The organism is Domibacillus epiphyticus, from assembly GCF_001975785.1.
In the GTDB taxonomy this organism is placed as follows: Bacteria; Bacillota; Bacilli; order Bacillales; family Domibacillaceae; genus Domibacillus; species Domibacillus epiphyticus.
Genome location: NZ_MSFI01000030.1, coordinates 1 through 26,247 on the forward strand (window position 1 = coordinate 1; position 26,247 = coordinate 26,247).

The 26,247-nt window shown below is 43.4% G+C and carries 22 protein-coding genes and 1 pseudogene; 3 read left to right on the plus strand and 20 right to left on the minus strand.

The features are described 5' to 3' along the window. Positions 1–61: 61 nt before the first annotated feature. The 9 genes from BTO28_RS15405 to fliS (BTO28_RS15445) all read right to left on the minus strand — a co-directional run bounded on the left by BTO28_RS15405 (position 62) and on the right by fliS (BTO28_RS15445) (position 9,820). Positions 62–1,378, minus strand: a complete 1,317-nt coding sequence (locus tag BTO28_RS15405; protein ID WP_233129898.1) for a murein hydrolase activator EnvC family protein — start codon at positions 1,376–1,378, stop codon at positions 62–64. Beyond that, on the minus strand, positions 1,371–2,255 hold the full coding sequence (gene ftsX, locus BTO28_RS15410) for a permease-like cell division protein FtsX (protein ID WP_076767906.1): 885 nt from the start codon (positions 2,253–2,255) through the stop codon (positions 1,371–1,373). Before ftsX ends, BTO28_RS15405 begins: the two co-directional genes overlap by 8 nt. Continuing rightward, a complete protein-coding gene (gene ftsE, locus BTO28_RS15415; RefSeq protein ID WP_076767908.1) occupies positions 2,245–2,931 on the minus strand; it encodes a cell division ATP-binding protein FtsE in 687 nt (228 codons plus the stop codon). The genes ftsX and ftsE overlap by 11 nt, the downstream gene beginning before the upstream one ends. Before the next feature lie 191 nt (positions 2,932–3,122). Continuing rightward, positions 3,123–3,464 carry a cytochrome c551 gene (gene cccB / locus BTO28_RS15420; protein ID WP_076768015.1) on the minus strand — a complete coding sequence of 114 codons (342 nt, stop codon included), beginning with the start codon at positions 3,462–3,464 and terminating at the stop codon, positions 3,123–3,125. Positions 3,465–3,646: 182 nt separating this feature from the next. Continuing rightward, positions 3,647–4,745 (minus strand): peptide chain release factor 2 gene (gene prfB / locus BTO28_RS15425; RefSeq protein WP_144289497.1). Its coding sequence is split into 2 segments (ribosomal slippage): positions 3,647–4,672 and positions 4,674–4,745, totalling 1,098 coding nucleotides; the frame shifts between segments, so codons are not numbered across the junction. A 298-nt stretch (positions 4,746–5,043) separates the two neighbouring features. Continuing rightward, positions 5,044–7,554, minus strand: a complete 2,511-nt coding sequence (gene secA / locus BTO28_RS15430; RefSeq protein ID WP_076767913.1) for a preprotein translocase subunit SecA — start codon at positions 7,552–7,554, stop codon at positions 5,044–5,046. Between the two features lie 100 nt (positions 7,555–7,654). Further along, positions 7,655–8,701 carry an SEC-C metal-binding domain-containing protein gene (locus BTO28_RS15435; RefSeq protein ID WP_076767915.1) on the minus strand — a complete coding sequence of 349 codons (1,047 nt, stop codon included), beginning with the start codon at positions 8,699–8,701 and terminating at the stop codon, positions 7,655–7,657. A gap of 99 nt (positions 8,702–8,800) precedes the next feature. Beyond that, positions 8,801–9,355, minus strand: a complete 555-nt coding sequence (gene hpf / locus BTO28_RS15440; RefSeq protein WP_076767917.1) for a ribosome hibernation-promoting factor, HPF/YfiA family — start codon at positions 9,353–9,355, stop codon at positions 8,801–8,803. Positions 9,356–9,460: 105 nt separating this feature from the next. Continuing rightward, the gene (fliS, locus tag BTO28_RS15445; RefSeq protein ID WP_158068835.1) at positions 9,461–9,820 is read right to left on the minus strand and encodes a flagellar export chaperone FliS; all 360 of its coding nucleotides are present in this window, start codon (positions 9,818–9,820) and stop codon (positions 9,461–9,463) included. A gap of 101 nt (positions 9,821–9,921) precedes the next feature. Between fliS (BTO28_RS15445) and BTO28_RS15450 the strand changes: the two genes are divergently transcribed. Next, positions 9,922–10,719, plus strand: coding sequence for a flagellin (locus BTO28_RS15450; RefSeq protein ID WP_076767921.1), 798 nt, complete (start codon positions 9,922–9,924; stop codon positions 10,717–10,719). A 32-nt stretch (positions 10,720–10,751) separates the two neighbouring features. Here the strand turns inward: BTO28_RS15450 and BTO28_RS15455 are convergent, their stop codons facing one another. From BTO28_RS15455 to fdhF, 11 genes and pseudogenes are all read right to left on the minus strand, one after another. Continuing rightward, positions 10,752–11,096, minus strand: coding sequence for a cell division FtsA domain-containing protein (locus tag BTO28_RS15455; RefSeq protein WP_076767923.1), 345 nt, complete (start codon positions 11,094–11,096; stop codon positions 10,752–10,754). Next, positions 11,096–11,500: a flagellar export chaperone FliS gene (gene fliS / locus BTO28_RS15460; protein WP_076767925.1), complete on the minus strand. Its 405-nt coding sequence runs from the start codon at positions 11,498–11,500 to the stop codon at positions 11,096–11,098. Before fliS (BTO28_RS15460) ends, BTO28_RS15455 begins: the two co-directional genes overlap by 1 nt. A 28-nt stretch (positions 11,501–11,528) precedes the next feature. Next, positions 11,529–13,625, minus strand: a complete 2,097-nt coding sequence (fliD, locus tag BTO28_RS15465) for a flagellar filament capping protein FliD (protein ID WP_076767926.1) — start codon at positions 13,623–13,625, stop codon at positions 11,529–11,531. 12 nt (positions 13,626–13,637) lie between these two features. Next, positions 13,638–13,994: a flagellar protein FlaG gene (gene flaG, locus BTO28_RS15470; protein WP_076767928.1), complete on the minus strand. Its 357-nt coding sequence runs from the start codon at positions 13,992–13,994 to the stop codon at positions 13,638–13,640. Positions 13,995–14,257: 263 nt separating this feature from the next. Then, on the minus strand, positions 14,258–15,229 hold the full coding sequence (locus BTO28_RS15475; protein ID WP_076767930.1) for a ring-cleaving dioxygenase: 972 nt from the start codon (positions 15,227–15,229) through the stop codon (positions 14,258–14,260). A gap of 12 nt (positions 15,230–15,241) precedes the next feature. Next, the gene (locus tag BTO28_RS15480; RefSeq protein ID WP_076767932.1) at positions 15,242–15,679 is read right to left on the minus strand and encodes a MarR family winged helix-turn-helix transcriptional regulator; all 438 of its coding nucleotides are present in this window, start codon (positions 15,677–15,679) and stop codon (positions 15,242–15,244) included. Between the two features lie 101 nt (positions 15,680–15,780). Continuing rightward, complete coding sequence (locus BTO28_RS15485; protein WP_076767934.1) at positions 15,781–16,716, minus strand: RecB family exonuclease; 936 nt, start codon at positions 16,714–16,716, stop codon at positions 15,781–15,783. Between the two features lie 12 nt (positions 16,717–16,728). Continuing rightward, the gene (gene recQ, locus BTO28_RS15490; RefSeq protein WP_076767935.1) at positions 16,729–18,873 is read right to left on the minus strand and encodes a DNA helicase RecQ; all 2,145 of its coding nucleotides are present in this window, start codon (positions 18,871–18,873) and stop codon (positions 16,729–16,731) included. A gap of 171 nt (positions 18,874–19,044) precedes the next feature. Continuing rightward, positions 19,045–20,313 carry an L-lactate MFS transporter gene (locus tag BTO28_RS15495; protein ID WP_076767937.1) on the minus strand — a complete coding sequence of 423 codons (1,269 nt, stop codon included), beginning with the start codon at positions 20,311–20,313 and terminating at the stop codon, positions 19,045–19,047. A 168-nt stretch (positions 20,314–20,481) separates the two neighbouring features. Then, a pseudogene (locus BTO28_RS15500) lies at positions 20,482–21,039 on the minus strand (DUF1641 domain-containing protein); the annotation flags it as partial. Continuing rightward, positions 21,032–23,977 carry a formate dehydrogenase subunit alpha gene (gene fdhF / locus BTO28_RS15505; RefSeq protein ID WP_408606684.1) on the minus strand — a complete coding sequence of 982 codons (2,946 nt, stop codon included), beginning with the start codon at positions 23,975–23,977 and terminating at the stop codon, positions 21,032–21,034. The gene fdhF and the pseudogene BTO28_RS15500, both read right to left, overlap by 8 nt. Positions 23,978–24,208: 231 nt before the next feature. Here fdhF and putP point away from each other — a divergent pair, with 231 nt between their 5' ends. Continuing rightward, positions 24,209–25,669, plus strand: coding sequence for a sodium/proline symporter PutP (gene putP / locus BTO28_RS15510; RefSeq protein WP_408606685.1), 1,461 nt, complete (start codon positions 24,209–24,211; stop codon positions 25,667–25,669). 100 nt (positions 25,670–25,769) lie between these two features. Next, a complete protein-coding gene (locus BTO28_RS15515; protein ID WP_076767943.1) occupies positions 25,770–26,240 on the plus strand; it encodes a low molecular weight protein-tyrosine-phosphatase in 471 nt (156 codons plus the stop codon). Positions 26,241–26,247: the final 7 nt, after the last annotated feature.

Sequence of the window (26,247 nt, forward strand, 5' to 3'; positions counted from 1 at the left end):
CTCCAATTGTCAGATGGTGTCTAACAATTGGGGTGCAGTTCAATGCATGCCGGGGTTTTATTTAAAAGTTAATATATTGCGCCGGATCAACGGCGTTTTCTTTTCCAATTGTCCAAGGACCTTTATGAATTTCAAAGTGGAGATGCTGTCCGGATGAACGGCCGGTGTTGCCCATGTATCCAATTGTCTGTCCTTTCTTAACACTGCCGCTATTAACAACACGTTCCGACAAGTGCGCGTAAACAGTAGTGTATACCTGGCCGTTAATAGAATGAGAAATAAAGATTGCATTCCCGTACGTATCCGAGTAATACGAACGACTGACTACGCCATCTGCCGCGGCAACAATTGGCACGCTTACACTATTGGCAATATCAACGCCTTTATGATTACCTCGTGAACGCATGCCGTACCCGGACGTAAACGTTCCTTGTGCAGGACGCATAAACATGCCGCCTGTATTGGCAGGTGTTGCTGTTGAACGATTTGTCTCTGTCGGAGCAGAGTGAGAAGCAGGAATATCCCGGGCAGCTTTCGCTTCTGCCGCACGGCGTTTATCTTCGGCAATTCGTGCTTCTTCTTCTTTAATCGCCGCTTTTATTGATGCCTCTTGTGAATCAAGTATAGACTGTTCTTCTTCCAGGCTCAGCTTCTTTTCATGTGCTTCATGTTCATCTGCGACAAGACCTTTCATGACCTTGTTTTTCGCTGACCGCTTTTCAGCAAGCTTTACATTCATTGTTTCAAGCTCTTTTAGCATTGACTCTAAACTAGCAAGCTGTTTTTTTATTTTCCGTTGGTTTTCTTCCAACTGTTTTTTATCTTGTTCCTGTTCATTTAAAATCTCTTTATCGGCATTCACAAGTGTTGTCACAGCTGTAGCACGGTTAACAAAGTCACTAAAGCTTTCCGCACCAAGAAGCACTTCAATATAACTGGCAGAGCCGCCGCTTTGCTGAATTGAGCGGGCTCGTTCTTCAAGCACAACTGTCCGCTCAGCAATACGTATTTTTAATTCTTCAATCTCTGATTGTAGTCTCTCAATCTCTGATTTCGTTTCGGCAATACTTTTCTCTTTTGACCGGATTTTTGATTCCGTTTCTGAAATCACTTTATCTAATTTTCGTATTTCGATCGTAATCTGATCCTGCTGCTGCTGAAGCTCTGAAATTTGCTGTTCTTTTTCTGTAATGCCGTTCTCTAAACCTGATTTTTTTGTTTGAATCTCTTGCTGACGCTGTTCGAGGTTTGACAAGTTTGCTGCAAGTGTTTCCCCAGTAAGGCTTACTCCGAGTGACGCCGCAATCACAAGCGTCATGTATGAACGTCTTTTCAACTGCTTTTCCCCTCTCGTCCCTGTATCCGTAATTTTATACATTCATAAAACGTCTAACTGAAATAAAACTGCCCCAAATCCCAATAAATACGGCAATAACTAAAAGCAGAACCGTTACAGGCAGCACTAGCGGCAAGAAGCCGATAAATTCAATGAAATGAGATGACAAACGGGCTGCAATTGCCTGTTCCGTATAATAGTAACCTGCCGCAATGGCTGCAATTGGGACGATTGATCCCAGCATACCAATCCATAATCCTTCAAGTAAGAATGGCCATCGGATAAATCCGTTTGTTGCCCCGACAAGTTTCATGATCTCAATCTCTTTTCGGCGGGCAAAAATTGTTATTTTAATCGTGTTTGAGATTAGAAACATCGCTGTAAACAACAGCCCTGCTACAAGTACGATCCCGACATTACGAGCTGTCTTCATAAAGTTAAACAAGTTTTCTACTTTTTCTTCCCCATAAACAGCCTTTTCCGTATACTCAATCTGTTCGATTTTCCTTGCTACTTCCGGCGTATCTTGCGGACGTGCTGTTTTTACAATGAAAACATCGTACAGGGGATTGTTCTGTTCAAATAAAGAAAAATCACTGCCCATATCTTTAATGAGATTTTGTAATTCTTCTTCTTTCGACGAAAACGAAATACTTTCGATTTCTGGAAGCGATTCAATCTGCTTCTTTAATCGTTCTCTGTCTGATTCTGACGCTGTTAATTTCACATGAACGCGCACTTCTACATCATTTTCAATATCGGTTCCGATCTTATTTAAATTCAACATGATGACCAAAAAGACACCCGTTAACAATAATGTAACAGTCACAGCGGACACGGCCGCGAATGTCATCCATCCGTTCCGGCGCATGTTTTTGAAACTTTCTCTAAAGTGGCGGCGAAATGTTCTAGGCTTCATAGCCATAATCACCTCGCTGTTCATCCCGTGCAATCCGGCCGTTTTCTATTGCAATAACACGGCGGCGGATTGTGTTCACGATCTCTTTATTGTGAGTAGCCATTACGATCGTTGTCCCGCGTTCGTTAATCGTTTCAAATAAGCTCATAATATCCCACGATGTATCCGGATCAAGATTTCCTGTTGGTTCATCTGCAATGACAACTTTCGGATTGTTTACAATGGAGCGGGCAATCGCCACACGCTGCTGCTCTCCACCGGATAGCTCCGTCGGCAGCATCCTCGCTTTATGTTTTAATCCGACAAGATCGAGGACTTCCATCACCCGCTTGCGGATAACTTTAGGTTCTTCTTCAATCACTTCAAGTGCAAATGCCACATTTTCGTATACATTTAAAAGCGGCAGCAGTTTGAAGTCCTGGAAGACAACCCCCACTTGACGCCGCAGCGTTGGAACAGATCGTTGTTTAAGGTTTGCTGTATTTATACCGCCGACAACGACTTGTCCATCTGTCGGCTTTTCTTCACGATAAATTAATTTAATAAATGTCGATTTTCCGGCACCGCTCGGACCGACAATGTATACAAATTCGCCTTGTTTGATCGTGACATCAATACCTGAGAGCGCCGTGACGCCGTTCGGGTACTTCTTTGTCACGCCTTGCATCTCTATCATTCAATCACCTAGTTTTTTTATTTGGCCGATATTATTACCCTATCTTCGACCCCAAAAAACATTATATCATTCTTTTTTTTGTCATATTGAAAAAAATGTATTACAGATTTATTTCATGCTGTAATATATTCTTTTTTGCGGTTATTCACATAAAAAAAAAGCTGAAACAAATCAGCTCTTTTTTCAGGTCGTTACTTCTTCTCCGCAAGCCATGCTGCAACAGCTTCCGCTTCTTCGCCTTCAACGACCTTCGCTGGCATTTGGCCTTTGCCATTTTCAATGATGCTTAAAATTTCTTCTTCGCTAAATTTTCCCCCGGCTTTGTCAAGCGCCGGACCAAATCCGCCTTCAAGGTCCCCGCCATGACAGCTCAGGCAGCTTTGCTGGTATACTTCCTCACCAGCGGCAGCGGTCGTTTCCCCATCACCTGTTTCTTCTACAGTATTTTCTGCGTCGTCCGCCGCCTCTTCGCCGCCACACGCCGCTAGCGCGACAGATGAGCCAAGCAAGAGTGCAAGCAATGATTTTTTCATTTTCATTTGTACTACCCCCTCTTGGAATTGGATTGATGTGCCAAGATTTAGTATACCAACTTTACCCGATTCAAAACATTTCTCCTATGACAAATCCAGCACGATTTCACTTTTGTTTTCCCTTTTCCCAAAAGAAAAAACAAATAAAATAGGCGCTGTCTTGAAGGACAGCGCCTATTCATTTATAGCCGTGAACGAAGATACGCGTTAATGAAAGCGTCCAGATCGCCGTCCATTACTGCTTGAATGTTCCCTGTTTCTTCACTTGTACGATGGTCTTTTACCATTGAATACGGATGGAAGACATAAGAACGGATCTGACTTCCCCAGCCAATTTCTTTCTGCTCGCCTCGAATTTCTGCAAGTTCAGCTTCCTGCTCCTCAAGTTTACGTTGATACAATTTTGCTTTCAACATATTCATGGCGCGGTCGCGGTTTTTAATTTGGGAACGTTCTGTCTGGCACGTTACGACGACACCTGTCGGAATGTGCGTAATCCGGACAGCGGAGTCAGTCGTATTGATGTGCTGACCGCCGGCGCCGCTCGCACGGTACGTATCAACTTTCAAGTCTTCTGTGCGAATATCAATTTCAATTTCATCGTTGAATTCCGGCATCACTTCACATGAGACGAACGACGTGTGGCGGCGGCCCGATGAATCGAACGGTGAAATACGTACGAGGCGGTGAACCCCTTTTTCAGCTTTTAAATAGCCATACGCATTGTGGCCTTTAATTAGAAGCGTGACGCTTTTAACCCCGGCCTCGTCACCAGGCAAGTAGTCGAGTGTTTCGACTTTGAATCCGCGTTTTTCTGCCCAGCGTGTATACATGCGCAAAAGAAGGGACGCCCAATCTTGGGACTCTGTGCCTCCCGCGCCCGGGTGAAGCTCCAGTATCGCATTGTTTTTGTCATGCTGTTCACTGAGAAGCAGCTGCAGTTCATAATTGGCAAGACGCTGGATAAACTCTTTCGTTTCATTCGAAAGTTCTTCCTGTAGGTCTGCATCGTTTTCTTCTTTTAACAGCTCATGGGTCATCTCTAGATTTTCGTGCGTTTCCACTAGATCTTTATATTCATTGACAAGTTCTTTTAATGCATTGGATTCATTAATGACAGTTTGTGCGCCTTGCTGGTCGTCCCAAAAATTTGGTTCCAGCATACGCTCTTCCAGTTCTGCCATACGCGCCTCTTTGTTTTCTAAGTCAAAGAGACCCCCTAAAGTCCGCCAGTTTTCCGGCTGAATTGTCTAGCTCATTTCGAATTTCAAATAATTCCATTTTGTACACCTCTAGTAGTTTTTAGTTTTCAGGCAAACTTCAGCGCACTGCTATTCGTATTGTTCTGCTGCGCCTCCCTGATGCTCGAGGTCATAAGACGCATCGTCTCCATGGCCAGAGAACGCCATTCCTACGATTCATCTTATGCTTGTCGCATCAAACCGGTCGGCTTCGCTATTCGTATTGTTCTGCTGCGCCTCCCTGATGCTCGAGGTCATAAGACGCATCGTCTCCATGGCCAGAGAACGCCATTCCTACGATTCATCTTATGCTTGTCGCATCAAAACGGCCGGCTTCGCTATTCTTGTAGCCCATGGCAGTTTTTGTATTTCTTTCCGCTTCCACATGGGCATGGCTCGTTTCGGCCGATCTCTGGTGCTTTTCTGAGCGGTTTTTTCTTTTTCGTTTCTTTCTCTTCACTCGGATTGACCGCCTGCCCTTTGGCGACTTCCTGACGCTCCAGATTGCTTCTAATTTCCGCTTTCATAACGTATTTCGACGCTTCTTCATTAATCGCTTCAATCATCTGCTCAAACATCGCAAAACCTTCATTTTGATATTCACGGAGCGGATCAATCTGTCCGTATGCGCGCAAATGTATCCCTTGTCGAAGCTGATCCATCGCATCAATGTGGTTAATCCATTTTGAATCAACCGCACGAAGGAGGACGACTTTCTCAAACTCACGCATTTGCTCGGAGCCAAGCTGCTCTTCACGTGCATTATAACGGTCTTGAACTTTTTCCCATATAATCCCTTTTATCCCATCAAGTTCTTTTCCGCGCAATTCCTCTGCCGTCAGTGCACCTTCCTCAAGAAAGTTTGCACTTACTGAATCCGCAATACCAGCAGCATCATACGGTTCAGCAGCATCTTCATCGTTTGTATGTGCAGAAATGGTTGCGCTGATTGCTTTCGTCACCATCTCTTCTAAAATATCACGCAAGTTTTCAGACCCAAGTACTTCATCACGCTGCTTATATATAATTTCACGCTGCTGGCGAAGGACATCGTCATACTCAAGAAGTCGTTTGCGGGCATCAAAGTTGTTGCCTTCCACACGTTTTTGGGCAGATTCTACCGCACGTGAAACCATTTTGCTTTGAATGGGCTGAGAATCATCCATACCGAGTTTTTCCATCATGGATTTCATATTATCGGAACCAAATCGGCGCATCAATTCGTCTTCCATTGATAAATAAAATTGCGTCACACCTGGATCTCCCTGACGGCCTGAACGTCCGCGCAGCTGATTATCAATACGGCGTGATTCATGACGTTCTGTCCCGATAACCGCTAAACCGCCAAGCTCTTTTACGCCTTCACCAAGCTTAATGTCTGTGCCTCGTCCCGCCATGTTTGTCGCAATTGTTACTGCTCCTGGCTGTCCGGCATTCAAAATAATCTCGGCTTCACTTTCATGGTTTTTCGCATTCAACACGTTATGGGGAACACCTTTTTTCTTTAAATGAGACGAAATCAGCTCAGATGTCTCAATTGCAACTGTACCAACAAGCGCAGGCTGCCCTAATTGATAACGCTCATAAATGTCTTCCACAACGGCCATAAATTTCCCGTTCATGGAGGCATAAATTAAATCAGGACGGTCATCCCGGGAGATTGGGCGGTTCGTTGGTATTGCCACAACACGCATGTTATAAATATTCCGGAATTCTTCTTCCTCCGTTTTGGCTGTACCGGTCATACCGGAAAGCTTTTCATACATACGGAAATAGTTTTGGAACGTAATAGTTGCCATTGTCATGCTTTCGTTTTGAATGTTGACGCCTTCCTTCGCTTCGATCGCTTGATGAAGACCGTCAGAATAGCGTCGCCCTTTCATTAAACGTCCGGTAAACTGGTCAACTATTACCACTTCGCCGTCCTGTACAACATAATCCACGTCACGGTGCATTGTCACACGGGCTTTTAGTGCCTGCGTAATATGATGATTTAGCCCGACATGCTTTAAATCAAACAAGTTTTCAATGCCGAAAGCTTTTTCCGCTTTCGTCATCCCTTCATCTGTCAGAAGTACGCTTTTCGTCTTCACATCCACCGTAAAATCTTCTTCTTCTTTCAACGTACGCACGAACGAAAATGCATGAATATACAGCTGTGTAGACTTCGCAGCCTGACCCGAGATAATAAGCGGTGTACGCGCTTCATCGATAAGAATGGAGTCCACTTCATCAATGACCGCAAAATGAAGCGGCCGCTGTACTTTGTGCTCTCTATACAGCACCATATTGTCACGCAAGTAATCGAAACCAAACTCATTGTTCGTCCCGTACGTAATATCAGCTGCATATGCTTCTTTTTTCTGTTCCTTTGACAAACTGTTTAAGTTCAATCCTACCGACAAACCGAGAAATTCATAAAGCCGGCCCATTTCTTCCGCATCACGTGACGCGAGATATTCATTAACGGTAATAACATGAACGCCTTTACCGGAAAGCGCATTTAAATAGACAGGCATTGTTGCTGTCAGTGTTTTTCCTTCACCCGTTTTCATTTCAGAAATGTTTCCTTCATGAAGGGCAATCCCCCCCATAAGCTGTACCTGATACGGGTAAAGTCCAAGCACACGCTTAGCAGATTCCCGCACAACTGCAAATGCTTCCGTCAGCAAATCATCAAGCGTCTCTCCGTTTTGATAACGCTCTTTAAATTCAGACGTTTTTGATTTTAGCTCCGCATCTGATAATGCAGCTGTCTCATCAGCGAGCGATTCTATTTTCCCCGCCATTTTTTCAAGTTTTTTTACTTCTTTTTTATTTGCATCAAATACTTTATTTAATAAACCCATTTATTACGCTCCTTTTCAGGTTCAACAGGGTAAAACCTTTACATTTTTCCTATTTAATAGTACCACTTCTAAAAGGACGCGTACACTCATATGTCTATTTTCATCCAGCCTCTACAGCCGGTTTCAGCTTATCTTGCAACACGGCTTCCATTTCTTTTACCCGTTTTGAAAGTGTCGCCGCTGATATCGAATACCGTGCGGCAATAGCAGTTTTTGATTCTTTCCCATCCAGAATATCGTATGACTGCAATAAAGAAAGAAGTGCCGCTGTAAAGACTTCCTGTTTTCGGATAGATGGATCTTCTTTGCTGCAATAGTAATTCCAGAGAAGGACAGCCATCTGAATCGTCTGTTCATCAATATTTTCCTTTTTAAAGGATGCAACAATATGTTCCGCAGTCTCAAGTTGAGCATCTTTCGACCATGTTAATGTCGTCAGATCCATCATGTTCTGCCGTTCTTCATATACCGTAAACAGTTTATCCATAACCAACGGGAACATATCTGCAAGGAACGTTTGTGCATCATTAAATGGAGATGATTTATATAATCCCTGAATGGCTTTTGTCATCGCTCCAACATACGCCGCTTCAAAATGAAAGTCGGTCATAAAAAAGGTAAAGTCAGACTCATGCGGCAAAAGAGCACCGGTCACAAATGCACCATCAAGTGTCACGCTTCTTATGGCCCGAATGGAATACGTGTCGCCGGTCAATATGTCACGGACAAGATACTTGTTCCCTTCACATGACTCAATGACACCCGCCATGAACCGGTAGTCTGTCCACGACACCACAATTTCCGCAGTCCGTTTGCGCGAGATGGACGGCACACGGCGCTTTACAAATTCTGTTAGGATCGTTTCATTTCCCTTTATCGTACGAGTTAAGATTGCCCAGATTTCAAACGTTACGAGAAAAACCTGTTCATTTTTACGAAGCGTCTCGTATTTTTGAAGAAGCGGCTGGAATTGTTTTTTCAGCATCGCTGAATGGTTTTCCATTGCATAATCAATGACTTCACGCTGCACATTGCTGCACTCTTCTATGAGAACAGGCACAATTGCAGCTCCTTCTGCTTTTCCGCAGCACTTTTTGTATTTTTTTCCGCTGCCGCACAGGCACGGATCATTTCGTCCTATTGACATTACTTGGTTTCCTCCTCGTGCAAAATCACGTTCTCTATCATATCACGAATTGCACGCACAAAAAAGAAGCCCCGAGTTTAAGGGCTTCTTGTCATGATATTAGCTAGTCTCAATCAAACCATATTTTCCATCGCTTCGCTTGTATACGATGTTTGTTCCATCAGATTCAGCATCGGTATAAATGAAAAAGTTGTGCCCAAGCAAGTTCATTTGCAAAATTGCTTCTTCTGAATCCATCGGCTTTAAATCAAATTGCTTTGTACGAACAACTTGAAGATCATCTTGATCATCGTCTAATGGAAGAGAATTGTCTGCCTGTACGGCGAAATAATCTTGCGGCTCGCCTTTTTCACGAAATTTACGGTTTACTTTTGTTTTATGTTTACGAATTTGGCGCTCTAGTTTATCTGTAATTAAATCAACGGCTGCATATAAATCTTGATTTCGCTCTTCAGCGCGGAGAACAAGGTTTTTCATCGGAATGGTCACTTCAACTTTTGCATTTTTATCATTGTATACTTTCAAGTTGACATGGACATTCGCATTAGGAGTTTCGGTGAAATAACGTTCCAATTTGCTGATTTTCTTTTCGACGTGCTCACGAATTGCCTGAGTCACTTCAATATTTTCACCACGAATGTTATAGTTCATCATGCAGAACTCCTCCTTCAACTAATTGCTATACTCATACTATTCTTTACATACCCTTCATAATCCTTCTTAATCTCCAAAATAATTTGTCGAATTTTCAAATAATTTTCACTTACTGGCCTTCCATGCTTCCAATAAGGATATCAATATTTCTTCAGCCTCTATTAACATTGCTGCATCACGGTTTATATTCGCCTTCACCAGCATAGAATTTACATTTTGATAAACAAGCGATGCTGCCTGTCCTTCCTTAATTTCTTCATTTAAAAAAGGAACAATCTCCAACACACATTGCTGCGCCCGCTTCAGGTGAAAATTTTGTTTTAAACGCTCATTTTCCTCCATTGCCATTCGCGCTTTTTTGATACTTGCAAGAGCCCCCTGCAGCAAAATCATAGCCATTTCGATTGGTGAAGCCGTGGCGATCGAGTTTTGGACATACACGTCTTGTGCCCGTTTTCTATCCAACATACTAACCTCCTTTTTTATTTTTGGTAACATATTCACAATTTTCTAATTCATCCGATATAGGTAGTATAGACTATATAGATTGAGGGTGAATGAAAGAAATGAGACTTCAAAACTTTACATACTCCATGACGCGGTACGAAAAAAATAACCTCCAGGCAAAAAAATCCCTGGAGAAAATATCAACCGGCTCTCAAATTAGCAAAGCAAGCATGAATCCAGCAAATGTAGCCATTACCGAAACGATTCGTGCCCAGGTGCGTGGATTAGAACAAGGCCAGCGTAACATGCAGGACGGCCTGTCCCTGTTAAGTGTAGCAGACGAAGGGTTAAACCACGTTACAAAACAATTGCACCGCGGTTATGAGCTGGCGGTTATGAGTGCAAATGATACGTTAACCGATGAAGACCGCAAAAAGGCTCAAATGGAACTTGACGAAATTTTGGATACGATTGATGATACAGCACGAAATCTTGAGTTTAACACCATCAATTTATTTGGAAATGATAAAACCCTTCATCTCGCAGGCAGTGCTTCTGGAACAACAATATCAATCGATCTTGATAAAGTAGACGTTGACACCCTCGGTCTATCCGCCGCAAGTGTATATCCCGCATCCGCGGCAAGATCGCTATTCCCAAAAATTCAGGATGCCGTCACGAAAGTTACGCATCAGTTGACGAAAATTGGGTCTTACTACGAATCTATTGAGCATGAGCTGGATAGATCAAGTGTACTTGAAGAAAATTTAACAAAAGGTCTATCTCTCATCGGTGATACACATGTCGGCAAAGAAATGATTTCATTGACTATTGCCGGGATACGTCAGCATGCCGACCACATGTTAATTGGTGACACGAATGAAATGGCAAGGGGTGTGCTTTCGATCTTTAAATAAAAGAAAAATCCGGGCTTATTGCACCGGATTTTTTAATTGCGCTTATCATAAAAAACGCCATCCGTTTGCAGCGCTTCATACGGATTGGAATATTTATTCATCGACTGCTTTTTGGCACCGACTTCTTTCAAATCATCTTTCACTGCATTGCACAAACGGGCAAGGCGCTCTTCAATTTCCTGATTCATTAAGTTAATTTCACGGCCAAGCTTTAGCTCTACCTCTGTAAAGGGAGGGGAAATTTCAGGAAGTAGAAGAGCACGTTGATCGAGCAATTCCTCCGCCTGCTCAATTTGACTGTCACGATCTTGTTCTACGGCTTCTAGTAAATCGAGCAGCCTCTTTGTCACTATGTGACAGTCACGAACCGGCGTCATTATACCCGACCGCCGGCACCAACTTGCTGAATGCGGCGGTTCTCCTGAATTACTTGCTTCCACGTGTCACGAAATTCGGTAACAAATCCTTCCACTTCATTTAAGATAGCTGGATCATTTTTTACATTCGCTTCCATAAGACGTGTGTGTAAATACTCATACAATGCAAGCATATTTTTCGCTACGTCAGTATCTGTTTTCAATGTCACACTGAGCTCACGCATAATCGCTTGCGCCTTCTGGATATTCACATTTTTTTGTTCAATTTTATTATCCGCCATTGCCCTTTCAGCATGGCGGATAAACTTAATGCATCCGTTATAAAGCATCAGTGTCAATTCACCTGGGGAAGCTGTTGTGACCGAGTTGTTCGCATACACCTGTTGTGGATTATTTATTGCCAAAGAATGACACTCCTTTTTTATGTGAAAATTACATACTGAACTGCTGCATAAGGTACATGGATTGAGAATTTGCATTTTGAATTGCTTTTTCCATTGCTGTGAATTGTCGCCAGTAACGATCTTCAACTTGAATCAACCGATCATCAAAGCGATCAATACTGCTATCAACGTTTAAAAGCTGACGGCCCAATAAAAATTGTTGATTCGTTGTAGTTGCGTTCCCAGCACGGTCTCTCAGCTTATCCATCGCAGCTTTTACTGAGTCGTCCAAACGGTGAATAATTCCTTGCTCACCAATCGTTGCTGTGGAACCTGCACCGCCAATAAACAAGGCTTCAACCGCACCCGGGTTATTATTAATCGCCTCTTTTAATTTTGCCTCATTAATCTCGAGCTTTCCGCCTTCACGGTAGTTCTTTGTTGTTGTAATACCGATTGACGCAAGCTGTTTATACATTGGATCTATTTGGCTGTTTGAAACAGGCTGTGAGAAATTGGTACGCATGATTGTTAAAGCGCCCGACAAAATGGAATCGCGGCGAAGCAAGCCGCTTCTCGCTTTCTCTTCCCACTGTTCCTGCTGTTTATCATTCAATTGCTCACGCTGCTCGTCTGTCAATGGGGTGTACGAGCGATATTTTTCTTCTGATGTTTTTTTGCTTATGGCACCGATCAGAGTATTATATTTTTCAACAAATGCCTTAATATTGTCAAATACTGCATTGCCATCGTTGTTAACAGAGACAGTAGCCGCACCATCAGCAGCAGCAAATGTCTTTTTCAACGTAATTGTTACGTTGTCCATAACGAATGTGTTAGTCGTTCTTTCAGTTGAAAGTCCATTAATTACAAAGGTAGCGTTTGTTCCATCTGTTTCAACAGATGTGTCTAACTTCAGTGCCGTTCCTAAATTACCTGAGATAGTCATTTCATTCGCTCCAGCGGCACTGTAATTCCCCGTCTCTTTCCGTGTTAACGAAATTTTATCTTTTACAGAATCATACATCATTACGACACCGGCATTAGAAGCATTTACTCTATTAATTACCTGGCTTAGTGATTCAGATGATTGTATTAAGAATTTCTCTTGCACTGTACCTTTTGACGTTTCCGATTTTATTGAAAGATCAGCAAATTTTTGCTTATACGCCACAATAATAGCTCCAGCAGCCTGAGCACTTGCAAACTTGATTTCACCCGTTGTTAAATTTAGTTCACCAAGACTACCAGATAAAGTTGCAACGTTTGTAGTTGCATTCACTGATTCAATAGTATAGTTTGTCCCACCGACGTTTAGTTTGAAGTCACTCGTTGCAACAGGTACAAGCACTGCGCCATTTGCATCTTTAGGAAGATCGATATGTTTTTTCTCCAACTGGAATGCCATAGCCCCTTGTGCAAGAGTGCCCGTTTGCACTTCTCTATCTGTCAAATAATCCACTTTAACAGTGGCACCTGAAGCGATTGCACCGCCAAAATCCAGCGATCCATCATCCTTAATTTGGACTTCATTCGATCCAGCAACAGGCGCCACGCCTACAACTTTATACGCTACTCCATTTACTTTAACCGACATTTTATCCAATTGAGCAGTGTCTATTAAGACCTTCTCTGTAAGGTCTGCATCGGCATTTGATACAAGTCCTAAACTTAAAGAAGCTGTTCCATTTCCAACCAAAGTTTTACTGCCCACCGCACCTATTTGCCAAGCCAGGGCAGTAGACAAATTATTTGATTGAATGGCAAGCGCCTCCGCTGGATTGATTTTTGTTGCGCCTGATATTTCAGTTGTTACCCGATTAGCTGCTGAAGCAAGACTCGTTACTTCTGTAATCGAATACGACGCTTGGGCTGCGGCACTCGTAGCTGTTGCAGTTACTTTTGTTTCGTCGGAAGAAGTGGTAGTTCGGGCCCGGTATTTTTGTGTATGACCCATCCCTGTTGTTGACAATTCATTCCGGAAATCTTGCAAAAGGATGTTCATTGACCGGTAGTCATCACGCTGCCATTCAAGAATTTGTTTCTTTTGCTTTAATTTATCAAGAGGCATTCTCTCTGCCTTCATCAAGTCTTTAACGAGGGTATCAATATCCATTCCGCTTGCAAGTCCACCTATACGTACCATATATCTTCCCCCTTATGCCTTTTTATCGACAAGTAATCCAATAAATTCAGTCATTGCTGCATACATATCCAACATTTTTTTCGGCGGAATTTCCCGCACAACTTCCTTGGAATCATCATTTACAACAACTACGTAATATTCTTTTAAATCTTCGTGATACTCAAATTGAACATGCGTCCGCGTCGGCTGCAAAAACGTGTTGACCTGTTCCGCAAACTTTGCAAGATCCTCTTCCTTTAGAGGTACAACCTTTTCTTTTAGTTCCTCCACATTTTCATGCATGAGTACATCTGCTTTTTGTATGCCGTTCTTCTGACCCACATTTAACACTGCCTGCGAAACACTTTCTCTAACCCGTTCAACCATCATTTTTGCCTCCTTCTACGAGCACATTTTCTACTGCTTATATCGTCAAGAGGATTCATTTCTTTACAAAAAAATGAAAAATAATCATATTTCACGCTTTATTTACGACAACAGGACAGAAAAAAATCGGAAATAATTGTTCCAAGCATTGGTAAAATATTTTCTTTGTAAACAACAAACAAATCCCCTCTTCGTATTTGAAGAGAGGATTATTCTTCTTTTTCTTAACTTATAATTTTGATGACCTTCTTACTGCCAATGATTACTTATTTTTTCGTTGGCAGCGGTTTTAGCCGCGCTTCAATTTCTGCGCGCCTCGGTTCAAGAAATGGAGGCAATGCAAGTGATTCACCAAGGTACTCTAATTCTTCGTCTGTATCGAATCCAGGCCCATCTGTTGCAACTTCAAACAAAATCCCATTTGCTTCACGGAAATAGAGAGACTTGAAGTAAAAACGATCGACAAAACCCGAGTTGCCAATACGGACTTCACGAAGACGGGCAATCCATTTGCGAAGCTCTTCCTCATCTTCCACACGGAATGCTACATGATGCACGCCGCCGCGTCCCTGACGCTCGGGTGCCAAATCATCGCGTTCTTCCACGTGCACTTCTGCCCCTGTTCCACCCTCTCCTGTTTCAAAAACGATCACATCACGCTGACCATCCACAAGTGAAGGATAGCGATTTACTTCCCGGAAGCCCATGAGCTGGGTCAAAATAACAGCAGTTGGATTTGCCGACGGCACCGTCAAATGAACGGGACCGAGACCGATAATCCCCACTTCAGCCGGCACCGGGCTCTTCTCCCATGGTGTCCCGCCTTTTACGCCATTGTTTTTTTCATCTGATATAAGAAAAAAACGCTGCCCTTCAAAATCTTGAAATGGCAATACATTGCGTCCGCCTTGGTCCATAACCTCCTGATAAGCAACATCAAACTCATCAAAACGCTTTTTCCAATAATCAAGTGCAGCATCATTTGGTACGCGCAATGACAAACCGGAAATACTGTTATTTCCGTTCCGGTTCGGGGCCGCCATTGGAATTTCAAAAAACGTCAATTCTGTCCCTGGATTTCCTTTCTCATCTCCGTAAAACAAATGATATACTGATGTATCATCTTGATTGACTGTTTTCTTAATCAGCCTCATCCCTAAAACCTCTGTATAAAAACGGACATTTTCTGCGGCGTTCGCTGTGATGGCCGATACGTGATGAACACCTTTAAATTCCATTCAAACCACTCCTCAAGATTGAATTTTTTTCAACAGTGCTGTTAACTGCTTTTTCTCTTCTATCGTCAATTTACCAAATTGATCTGCCTGGAACTGTTCCTGCACCGGCAGCACTTCATCGAGAAGCTCCCGTCCCGCATCTGTAAGCGTAATATATTTGATCTTCCACTCCCGCTCGCGCTGAATCCAGCCGAGCTGCTCCATCTTGCTAAGCAGCTGCGTCATATTCCCTTTCGTCACGAGCAGCTGATCGGCCAGATCCTGCTGGGAAATGCGGACATTTGAACCAACCTGCACAAGGACATCAAACTGAGCCACTGTCATATTCCACTTCTTCAAATGCTGATTCGATCGCCTGATGCTTTGATGATAAAACCGGGATAGGCGGAACCATGCCAGAATACTGAGCATCCGCTCCCGCTTTTGCCTAAATGTGTCAGGCCCATTCATCCGGCTCACACCCTTTCAATATCTTCAGTTTAATACTAAACTGATAAAAAGGCAATGAATCAGACTCACTCTTTACAGTAAGACTTATTCACCTCCTTTAGTCATTGCGCTAAACATATTTCTTTATGGTTGCATGTATCGCATCGCTGCTGATTTTCAGTCCGGGGAAAGTCGTCTATATCAACCGGTTCGTTTGAAATCATATCAAGCTGGTAACGGCGCATCAGATGAATGCTTTGTTTCATTTTCGCAAGCATAAATTCAATATCTGCTTGTGTTAACTGATATGTCCGGTTCACCCCTGAAAGCACATATTCATTGCGGATTTCGATCTCATCTACCCTCGCTTTGTATTTCTGCATAATATAGTAGGCATATAGGGCAAGCTGGCTCCGATCATCATCCGCTTCTTTTCCCGTTTTCCAGTCTACAATCACCCATTTACCCGCATCAAGATCACGATACAGCAAGTCCATGACGACGAAAATTTTGACTCCGTCCACCTGCATAAATCGGAATTCCTCCGCTTGCTGAAATTGCATTGTTTGCGGACGTGTTGTAATATCCTGAAACGAGCGGCTCCGGAGAAAATTTGCAAACACAACATGAAGACGGCCACGATAATCTTCGGCTTCTACTCGATTCAATTCTCCTTCATAATACAAGTCATACAGCATTTTATAACGAGCCGGTTTTTGCATCCAAAGCTGCTTTCGATCACGTGAATCCAAATATGCCTGGTTCAGCATCGCACGTCCTTCTTGAATCAATTCCTCTTCTGTCATGAGATGCCCGTGCGTGAGGAACATCCGCACCGCCTTTTCCGCCAGCTCATGAACAATTTGCCCGAATGCCATTGGTACATTCGTCAGCTTTTTTAGACGGTAGGCATGTTTTACCGCTTCTTCTGCCTCGTAAAGCCAGCCATTGTGACTTGCATAATATTCATATCCATATTTTCTCGCACACGTCAGCAGCGTTTTATGACGGGAAAATGACCACGAAAATTCCGGAAATTCCCGAACTTCAAACCGCATACAGCATCCTCCTTATGAGATTGAACTTGGGCGGTTCTGCTCCATTTTCCTCATCTCTAAAAATACTTTAATCATCCCATATGTCACCTCTTCTGGCACAAGTTCTTTAATGGGCTTCAGCTGCTCCGTTCCCGCTTCCTCCACGGCTTTTTGGAGTGGTTCCACGAATTTTGCCGGGATAATCAAATCGAAATCAACAGCAAGTCCTTCGGTCATGCATTGAATGAAATGGTTTTCGACCGTGCTCACCGTCAAATTTCTCTTTAGAGCGATGTCAGCGGCTGTCAATCCGCTTTTGTGCTGTTCGAACGTTTCAAGATGAGATCCTTTGACTGTTTTTTTCTTTGAAACAGGTGCATCTGATGTGTTCAGATCTTTTTCCCGCTCCGGATGGTCGGCACAAAATGTGTGTATGGCTTCCAAAAATAAACCGCCATATTTTTCAAGTTTGCTCTGTCCGACACCGCTGACCGCGAGAAATTCGTCTTCTGAATGCGGAAGTTTCGCACACATATCCTGCAATGTTTTATCCGAAAAAATAACGAATGGCGGAACCCCTGCGGCTTCTGCCAGTTCTTTTCGCAACATACGCAGTTCTTCAAATAATGGATCATCCATCGCGATTTTCTTTGTTTTAACTGCTGCTTTTCTCTGTACAGTTTCCTTTCCAACCAGCACATTTTTCCCTTTTTCTGTGACGAAGATAGTTGGATATTGCTTTTGCTCGACGCCAATCAGTTCTTGCGAGATAAGGAATTCAATAAAGTTCGTTACGTCTTTTACACTTCGATGCTTTAAAATCCCATATGTAGAAAGCTGATCAAAACCAAATTCCTGTATTTTTTTATTTTTCGATCCAGTTAATACCTGTGCAGTCAGTGCTTTGCCAAACCGCTGTCCCATCCGGATTACGCACGATAAGACCATTTGCGCCTCTTTCGTCGCATCGACACTTTCACGGGAATCCGTACAGTTGCCACACCGTCCGCATGATTCAGGAGACTGTTCACCGAAATACGAAACGATAAATTGCTGTAAACATTTCTCTGTATGACAGTAGTCGACCATGAGCTGAAGTTTATCAAGCTCTTGTGGAATTCGCTCCCGCTCAAGTGCCTGATCAATTAAAAATCGCTGCGTCTGCACATCCTGTGATGAATACAGAACGATACATTCGCTGTCAAGCCCGTCGCGTCCGGCGCGTCCCGCTTCTTGATAATAGCTTTCCATATTTTTCGGCAACTGATAATGGATGACGTAGCGGATGTTGGATTTATCGATCCCCATTCCAAACGCGTTTGTTGCAACCATAACGGCCGCTTCATCTGTCAAAAATCGATCCTGTTCCGCGTTTCGCTCCTTATCGCTCATCCCAGCATGATAACGGGCCACTTCAATCCCGCTTTTATGAAGCCGTTCGTAAAGCATATCGACCGCTTTCCGCGTCGCCGCGTATATAATTCCGGCTTCTTTTTCATTTTTCTTTAAAAAATCTTTTAAGAAATTGTTCCGGTCCTGTCCTTGAACAACCGAAAAAGATAAATTTTTTCTCTCAAACCCCGTGATAACCGTGTTTTCTTCTTCGATTAAAAGAAGACGGCAAATATCTTCCCGCACATTAGGCGTTGCTGTTGCTGTTAACGCGAGTACAATCGGCTTCTCCGGCAGCATCTCCGCCATACTGTGAATGTTTCTGTAGCTTGGGCGAAAATCGTGCCCCCACTGAGAAATGCAATGTGCTTCATCAACAGCAATAAGAGGAATGGCAAGTTGTTTTAACTGCTCGATAAATGAGGAGGAATCAAGTCTTTCCGGCGCAATATAAAGAAGCTTGTACTCTCCATTCCTAGCAGCTTCCATTGTTTCGCGATATTCGTTGTTTGTTAATGAACTATTTATATAGGCCGCCGGAATGCCAGCTTCAAGAAGAGTATCCACTTGATCTTTCATTAATGAAATAAGCGGTGATATTACAACCGTTGTTCCCGGCAGGACAAGAGCAGGAATTTGATAGCAAATCGATTTTCCGCCGCCTGTTGGCATGACACAAATCGTATTCCGGCCTTCAAGCACCTGACTAATCGCCTGCTCCTGCCCGCTTCGGAAGGAATCAAATCCGAAGTATGACTGCAGATGCTCGCGTGCCTGTTGCAGCATTCTAACACTCCTCTATTTTTTTCTTCTATTGTAGCATGAAAAACAAACGAATGTTTCTCTGCCATTTAATGATGGGCTAATATAGGTTTCCCGTGTGGAATTTAGTTGTCAGCATAAAAAAACCGCAAAATGAAAGCGGTTTTAAAAATTCATTTAGGAATATGTCGAATCTCATTTATTAAAAGCGGTTGTGGAAGTATTCCCATTCGTTTGTGCACGGATTTTTTTAATATTAATCCGAATTAATAGTGATATAGCGAGCGCTGCAATAAATGCGCCGACAAAAATGTACAGTGTAAGCGAATAGCTATTTGTCGCCTCGCGAATATTCGATACAACAACAGGACCGACAAGACCGGCAGCAGCCCATGCCGTCAAAATATAGCCATGTATGGCGCCGAGCTGTTTCGTTCCAAACATATCCCCAATATAAGCGGGAATAGAAGCAAAGCCGCCGCCATAACAAGATAAAATGATAAAAATTAATAGTTGGAATAAAATCGAGTTAGACGTGTTTGGCAGCAAAACGAAGGCCACGATTTGAATAGTAAAAAAAGCAGTATATACATTTGGGCGGCCGATGTAGTCTGAAGTGGATGCCCATCCAATACGGCCAAATCCATTAAATACGCCCATTATTCCAACCATTGTCGCCGCAGCAGCCGCTGATAATCCGGCAATATCCTGGGCCATCGGAGAAGCAACGGAAATAACAGCAATTCCGCAGGTTACATTGATAAACAGCATAAACCATAACGCCCAAAAACGAACGGTTTTCACCGCTTCATTGGCAGTAAGCTGTGATAAGTCGCCTGTTTTCTTTTCTTTGCCTGCTTGATTCCCATTCATCCCTTCAGGCATCCATCCTTCAGGAGGGGGTGAGAGATACATAGATGAAGCGATCATGACGAAAAAATAAACGGTTCCTAATAAATAAAATGTCGTGGAGATGCCTACGCTGTTAATGAGATTAGCGATAATCGGACTTGCAATCATCGAGGCAAATCCAAACCCCATAATCGCGAGTCCCGTGGCAAGACCTCTTCGATCCGGAAACCATTTAACGAGAGATGATACTGGGGTAATATAACCAATTCCAAGCCCTATACCGCCAAGTGCCCCATAGCAAAAATAAAGAAGATAAAGAGAATCGATACTATTTGCAAAACCAGCTCCGATCAAGCCTATTCCAAAAAAAACGGAGGCAATCATGCCGGACTTTTTAGGTCCATACTTCTCCACAAAATGCCCCATAAATGCAGCTGATAAACCGAGAAAGAAAATGGCGATGCTGAAGGTCCATGAAATTTCAGCCAACCCCCACCCATGTTCTTCTTGTAAAGGTTTCGTGAAAACACTCCATGAATAAACAGAACCAATGGAAAGATGGATTCCAACTGCAGCTGCTGCAATAAGCCAGCGGTTTTTTACTTTCTGCATAGAATGACCCCTTTTCATTTTCAGGGCAAGAACATGTTTTTTATTCGCAGTCCTTGCCCCATTCTTTTTTTATTTCTTTGACAAAGTTAACCCGAGCAGAGAAAAGCCAGCTGCCGCCAATAGCCAGCCTCTACGAATACCAGTCTCGCCTTTCTCATTTCGGCCAGCGTCACCAGACTGCATAAGAATTCCTTCTTTTTGTTCGACTGGCATCACCTGCTCTTCTGGCGGCTGTGTGGTTCGTTCCAGTTCTTTCTTGTTTTCTCCTATCCCTTTTAAAAACGTTAGTAAAAAGAGGACGGCCTGCAAAATCTCAGGGTCGCCAAGCGAACGGAAAATCGATAGATAACTTGCCCTTCCTGCTTTTTGTTCAGCTTTTGCCACACGGGCGATGCCGTTATTTACTTTTAGGATAAGCGGTTCGATCTGCTGTACATTTAATGTACCGAGCGTGCCAATCATAAGCAGAAGGTTTTTAATCGTATTGGCCGTCTCAGGCTTATCTGCGGCCTTCACTAATATATCAAGCACGCGGTCGCCTTGACCGAAAAGACTGCCAACGCCCTCCAGCACTCCCCGATTATTCATCTTAGTCAAAACATATAGCAATTCTTTTATGACATCTTTGTTGTCCGCAATCAGCTGTTCAATTTCAAGCAGATCCCGCTTCCGTTTTTCTTCTTCACTTAATTCAATACGGTGGATGGATGTAATTGCTTTAGCCATGCTGTCCCACCCCCTTTTTCACTATATCACCAGGGAAGATGTAGTCTGGCCTTGCCCACTTTTTCTCCACTTGAACGCCGATTTGCGGCTGCGGATTTCCGAATCGGAAATTGTTGCGCGGAAGAGGGTCTTCTCCTTTTACTTTCAAGATTTCCATTTTCGCGCTTATTTCTTTATAAGCGGGTGTGTCCGTATCTTTATCGGCGTGACTGCTCGTTAAATAGTTGATCGCTCCTTCGTCCGGGTCGTTCATCGGCAGATAAACTTCTTTTCCCCTAACCCGGTCAGTAATATGGCATTCTACTTTCACACTGCCATAAGGTGACGTTAGCCGCACGAGCGTCCCGTTCTCAAGTCCTCTTTCAGCGGCAAGCTCCGGTGACACCTCAAGAAAGACGCTTGGCGTTTTGGACGTAATTCCTTCCGATTTATATGTCATGTTGCCCTCGTGGAAATGTTCTAGCAATCGGCCGTTATTCACATGGAGATCGTATTCTTTATCAAATTGGAGAGGCTCTGTCCATTCAACAGGGTAAAGTCTTGCTTTTCCGTCTGGAAACGGGAACTCATCGAGAAAGAGCAGCGGTGAATCCACTCCATCTTTTGCAACCGGCCATTGCAAGCTTTTGTACCCTTCCAATCTTTCATACGATACGCCTGCGTATAGCGGGGACAAACTAGCTGCTTCATCCATAATGTCGCCAGGATGTGCATAATCCCAATCCGCACCGAGCCGGTTTGCAATCTCCATAATAATCTGCCAATCCGGCTTGGATTCTCCTAGTGGCTCCAACGCTTGATAAAGGCGCTGAATTCGGCGCTCTGTATTTGTAAACGTACCTTCTTTTTCAAGACTTGGGCTTGCCGGTAATACAACGTCCGCAAATTGCGCCGTTTTAGAAAAAAAGATATCTTGTACCACAAAGAAATCCAGTTTCTCAAATGCTTCATGGACATAGTTTATATTTGAATCCACCAATCCCATGTCCTCTCCTTTTAAGTACATGGCTTTCACTTTTCCCTCGTGTATGCCGGACACCATATCATGATTGTTTAATCCTGGTTCCGCGGGAATTTTCACGCCCCAGCTTTTTTCATATTTCGCCCGCACTTGATCATCCGTTATTTTTTCATAGCCTGGAAAACGGTCCGGCATGCTTCCAAAATCACTTGCTCCCTGCACGTTATTGTGGCCGCGTAATGGATAACTTCCCGCCCCTGGTTTCCCGTAGTTTCCTGTAATAAGAAGAAGATTTGAGATTGCTGTGCTAGTATCACTGCCGCCCACATGCTGTGTTACGCCCATCGCCCACAATACGCAAACCGTTTCGGCTTTGTGAATGCTTTCAGCCATTTGTATCAACACTTCTTTTGGAATACCGGTAACGTCCGCAGCGTACTCCAACGTGTACGTCGCAAGACTATTAATATATTCTTGTAATCCATTAACGCGGTTCTTTAAAAACGTTTTATCTTCCCAGCCTTGATCTACAATGTACTTGGTAATCGCGGACAGCCAGACGATATCAGTACCAGACTTAGGCTGGATAAAGATATCGGCACGGTCAGCCATTTCATGTTTGCGCAAATCTGCTACAATCAACTTTTGGCCTTTCAACTTATGAGACCGTTTCACTCTGGTGGCGAGGACAGGATGGGATTCCGATGTATTTGAGCCGACGACCAACACAAGTTCTGACTGCTCGATATCTGTAATCGAACCGGAGTCTCCACCGTAGCCGACCGTTCGGAAGAGTCCCACCGTCGCCGGCGTCTGGCAATAGCGCGAGCAATTGTCGACATTGTTTGTCCCGATCACGCCCCGGGCTAGCTTTTGCATAAGATAGGATTCTTCATTTGTACATTTTGACGAACTAATAAATGCCATTGAATCCGGACCATGTGTTTTCTTGATTCCTAAAAATTTACTAGTAATGAGGTTAAATGCTTCTTCCCATTCTGCTTCACGGAATGAATCGCCTTCCCGAATAAGCGGTTTTGTTAGCCGCTCCTCACTGTTCACATAATCCCAGCCAAATTTCCCTTTCACACACGTTGAAATGCCATTTGCCGGCGCATCTATTTGCGGCTCCACCTTTAATATTTCACGGTCTTTTGTCCATACATCAAAACTGCAGCCAACCCCGCAATACGTACAGACGGTTTTTGTTTTTTTGATTCTGTCTTCTCTCATTGCCGATTCCATATCGGAAATCGTCAAAATGGAACCGTAGCCCGTTTCCACATTTTTGGTCAACTCAATCATCGGACGAAGAGTTGGTTTTGCAATCCCCGTCAGGAAACCAGCTTCCCCTTCCATGCCTTTTTCCATCATAGCATTACAAGGGCAAACCGTTGAGCAATGTCCGCATGATACACAAGACGATTCATTAATCTTGGAATTGTTGTCCCAAATAACACGAGGCCGTTCTAAACTCCAATCTATTGAAAGTGTTTCCGTCACCTGCACGTCCTGGCAGGCTTCTACACAACGTCCACATAAAATACATTGGTCCGGGTCATACCGGTAAAACGGATTGGAATCGTCAATTTCATGCGGTTTTGGTTCAAAAGGAACACTTTGATGATTAATTTTCATTTCCTTTACGGTATTGTGCACTTCACATGTGCCGTTGTTATAATCACAAACGGTACAATACAATTCGTGGTTATATAGAATACGGTCCATTCCAATAAGCTGGGCTTGTTTTACTTCAGGAGAAACAGAATCAATTACATCACCATCTTGGACAACCGTTGAGCATGACCTGACAAACTCTCCATTTACTTGTACGATGCATGTATCACATGTTTCTACGGCGCCAAGACTCGGATGATAACATACGCTAGGAACATCTAGAGAACGGTTTGTTAAGGCGTTTAGAACCGATTCATTCTCCTGTAAAAATGCATCTTCACCGTTAATTTTCACCCGCACTTGTTGTGACAAAATAATGGCCCCTCTCTTTTATTTTTATAAAATTCAGTTTTTTAAGTCCAATTTTAACCATACCCGTCTATAAATCACTTAAAACTTATTTGTCTATACATGATTGTGAATTCAAGCGAATATTATGCTAAAATAAAAGATCAGAAAGTGCGGACTGCCGTTTCTTTCTTTATTTCTTTTGAAATGAGGGATTTATTTTTGGTAGATTTTTCTTTAATCATATCTGTAACCGTCTATATGATCGGTATGCTGCTGATCGGATATTATGCGTATAAAAAGACATCAAACCTATCCGACTACATGCTCGGTGGACGGACGCTTGGACCAGCTGTTACCGCATTGAGCGCCGGTGCTGCCGATATGAGTGGATGGCTGTTGATGGGACTGCCTGGTGCGATGTTTGCAACAGGACTCAGTTCTTCATGGATCGTAATTGGCTTAACACTTGGCGCTTGGGCAAACTGGCTGTATCTTGCGCCCCGTTTAAGAACCTTTACGGAAGTGGCTGGCGATGCCATCACCATTCCCGGCTATCTTGAAAATCGGTTTCAAGACAAGTCCAAAATATTGCGACTTGTATCAGGGCTTGTTATATTAATCTTTTTTACGTTTTATATTTCTTCCGGCATGGTATCCGGCGGTGTCCTTTTCCAAAGTACATTTGGTACCGATTACCATACTGGCCTTTGGATTATCACCGGTGTCGTTGTTGCCTACACATTATTCGGCGGGTTTTTAGCCGTAAGCTGGACCGACTTTGTACAAGGATTAATTATGGTGACAGCTCTTATTCTTGTGCCCGTCGTTACGTTGATTCATGTTGGAGGCATTGGCACATCGATTGATACCGTCCGTTCCATCGATCCGGCGTTGCTGGACGTCTTTACAGGGACCAGTCTCATCGGCATTGTTTCTTTATTTGCCTGGGGACTCGGTTATTTCGGACAGCCGCACATCATTGTCCGCTTTATGGCCATCAGCTCCGTAAAAGAAATCAAAAAAGCACGCCGTATCGGCATGAACTGGATGATTTTCTCAAGCGTTGGCGCTATGGTTACCGGCTTTGTCGGGCTCGTTTATTTTACGAACAACAACCTTACATTAGCTGATCCGGAGACAATTTTTATCGAACTTGGCGAAATCTTATTTCATCCGATCATTACCGGCTTCCTTATCTCTGCCATTTTAGCTGCCATTATGAGTACAATTTCTTCACAATTACTCGTTACTTCGAGTTCATTGACAGAGGATTTATATAAAACGTTTTTCCGCCGCTCCGCCTCTGATAAAGAACTTGTTTTCCTAGGACGGCTGTCTGTTTTACTCGTGTCCGTCGCAGCCCTCGTTTTATCGTGGGAAAAGAATGCAACGATTTTGGACCTCGTCGGTTATGCCTGGGCGGGATTCGGGTCGGCATTTGGTCCGGTTATCCTTTTAAGCCTTTACTGGAAACGCATGACTTCATGGGGCGCACTTGCCGGAATGGCAGCCGGTGCGGTCACCGTTATTTTGTGGGCAAACTCAACCTTTGCAGAAAAAGTTTATGAAATGATACCAGGATTTGCGGCGAGTTTACTGGCAATCATTGTCGTCAGTCTGCTTACAAAAGCTCCATCGAAACAAGCAGCAGACCAATTTGAACAATTCCAGCAAACGCTAAAAGAGGAAACGGGTAAATAAATGACTGCACAGCTTTTAAGCTGTGCAGTTTTTTTACAGAGTTCAGAAGCTGAGCAGCCAGCAGTTCGTGCTATAATGACCAAAAAAGGAGCTGACTATTTTGGTTAATGTATTATTTGTCTGCCTCGGCAACATTTGCCGTTCACCGATGGCGGAAGCATTATTTCGCGACTTAGTCGAAAAAGAAAATTTAAGCGATAAAATCACTGCCGATTCCGCAGCTACAAGTTCTTGGCATATCGGTTCACCGCCGCATAAAGGCACACTCGCCATTTTAAAAAAATACAATGTTTCATCAGAAGGTCTTGCCGGACGCCAAATAGCAAAAGAAGATTTTGAGAAATTCGATTACATCGTTGGCATGGATGAAAGCAACATCAGCAATATTTATGGCATTACAGGCCAGCCAAATCATCCAAAAATTCTCCGGCTGCTCGACTTAACCGACCATAAAAAAAACGTCCCAGATCCTTATTACACAGGGGATTTCCAAGAAACATATGACCTCGTCATGGATGGCTGTCAATCATTGCTCAATAAAATTTGTTTGGAACATGATTTGACAAAGTAAACTTTTT

What these genes read in the sequence shown, in the direction of transcription:
- BTO28_RS15435 (WP_076767915.1), bottom strand. Translation starts at nt 8,701, where the DNA reads ATGTCAATAGGACGAAATGATCCGTGCCTGTGCGGCAGCGGAAAAAAA.
- fliD (WP_076767926.1), bottom strand. Translation starts at nt 13,625, where the DNA reads ATGGTACGTATAGGTGGACTTGCAAGCGGAATGGATATTGATACCCTC.
- BTO28_RS15475 (WP_076767930.1), bottom strand. Translation starts at nt 15,229, where the DNA reads ATGGAATTTAAAGGTGTTCATCACGTATCGGCCATCACAGCGAACGCC.
- ftsE (WP_076767908.1), bottom strand. Translation starts at nt 2,931, where the DNA reads ATGATAGAGATGCAAGGCGTGACAAAGAAGTACCCGAACGGCGTCACG.
- secA (WP_076767913.1), bottom strand. Translation starts at nt 7,554, where the DNA reads ATGGGTTTATTAAATAAAGTATTTGATGCAAATAAAAAAGAAGTAAAA.
- BTO28_RS15485 (WP_076767934.1), bottom strand. Translation starts at nt 16,716, where the DNA reads ATGCGGTTTGAAGTTCGGGAATTTCCGGAATTTTCGTGGTCATTTTCC.
- BTO28_RS15495 (WP_076767937.1), bottom strand. Translation starts at nt 20,313, where the DNA reads ATGCAGAAAGTAAAAAACCGCTGGCTTATTGCAGCAGCTGCAGTTGGA.
- BTO28_RS15405 (WP_233129898.1), bottom strand. Translation starts at nt 1,378, where the DNA reads ATGTATAAAATTACGGATACAGGGACGAGAGGGGAAAAGCAGTTGAAA.
- ftsX (WP_076767906.1), bottom strand. Translation starts at nt 2,255, where the DNA reads ATGAAGCCTAGAACATTTCGCCGCCACTTTAGAGAAAGTTTCAAAAAC.
- recQ (WP_076767935.1), bottom strand. Translation starts at nt 18,873, where the DNA reads ATGCTGCAACAGGCACGCGAGCATCTGCAGTCATACTTCGGATTTGAT.
- BTO28_RS15455 (WP_076767923.1), bottom strand. Translation starts at nt 11,096, where the DNA reads ATGACGCCGGTTCGTGACTGTCACATAGTGACAAAGAGGCTGCTCGAT.
- BTO28_RS15480 (WP_076767932.1), bottom strand. Translation starts at nt 15,679, where the DNA reads ATGAATGGGCCTGACACATTTAGGCAAAAGCGGGAGCGGATGCTCAGT.
- BTO28_RS15450 (WP_076767921.1), top strand. Translation starts at nt 9,922, where the DNA reads ATGAGACTTCAAAACTTTACATACTCCATGACGCGGTACGAAAAAAAT.
- cccB (WP_076768015.1), bottom strand. Translation starts at nt 3,464, where the DNA reads ATGAAAAAATCATTGCTTGCACTCTTGCTTGGCTCATCTGTCGCGCTA.
- flaG (WP_076767928.1), bottom strand. Translation starts at nt 13,994, where the DNA reads ATGATGGTTGAACGGGTTAGAGAAAGTGTTTCGCAGGCAGTGTTAAAT.
- hpf (WP_076767917.1), bottom strand. Translation starts at nt 9,355, where the DNA reads ATGATGAACTATAACATTCGTGGTGAAAATATTGAAGTGACTCAGGCA.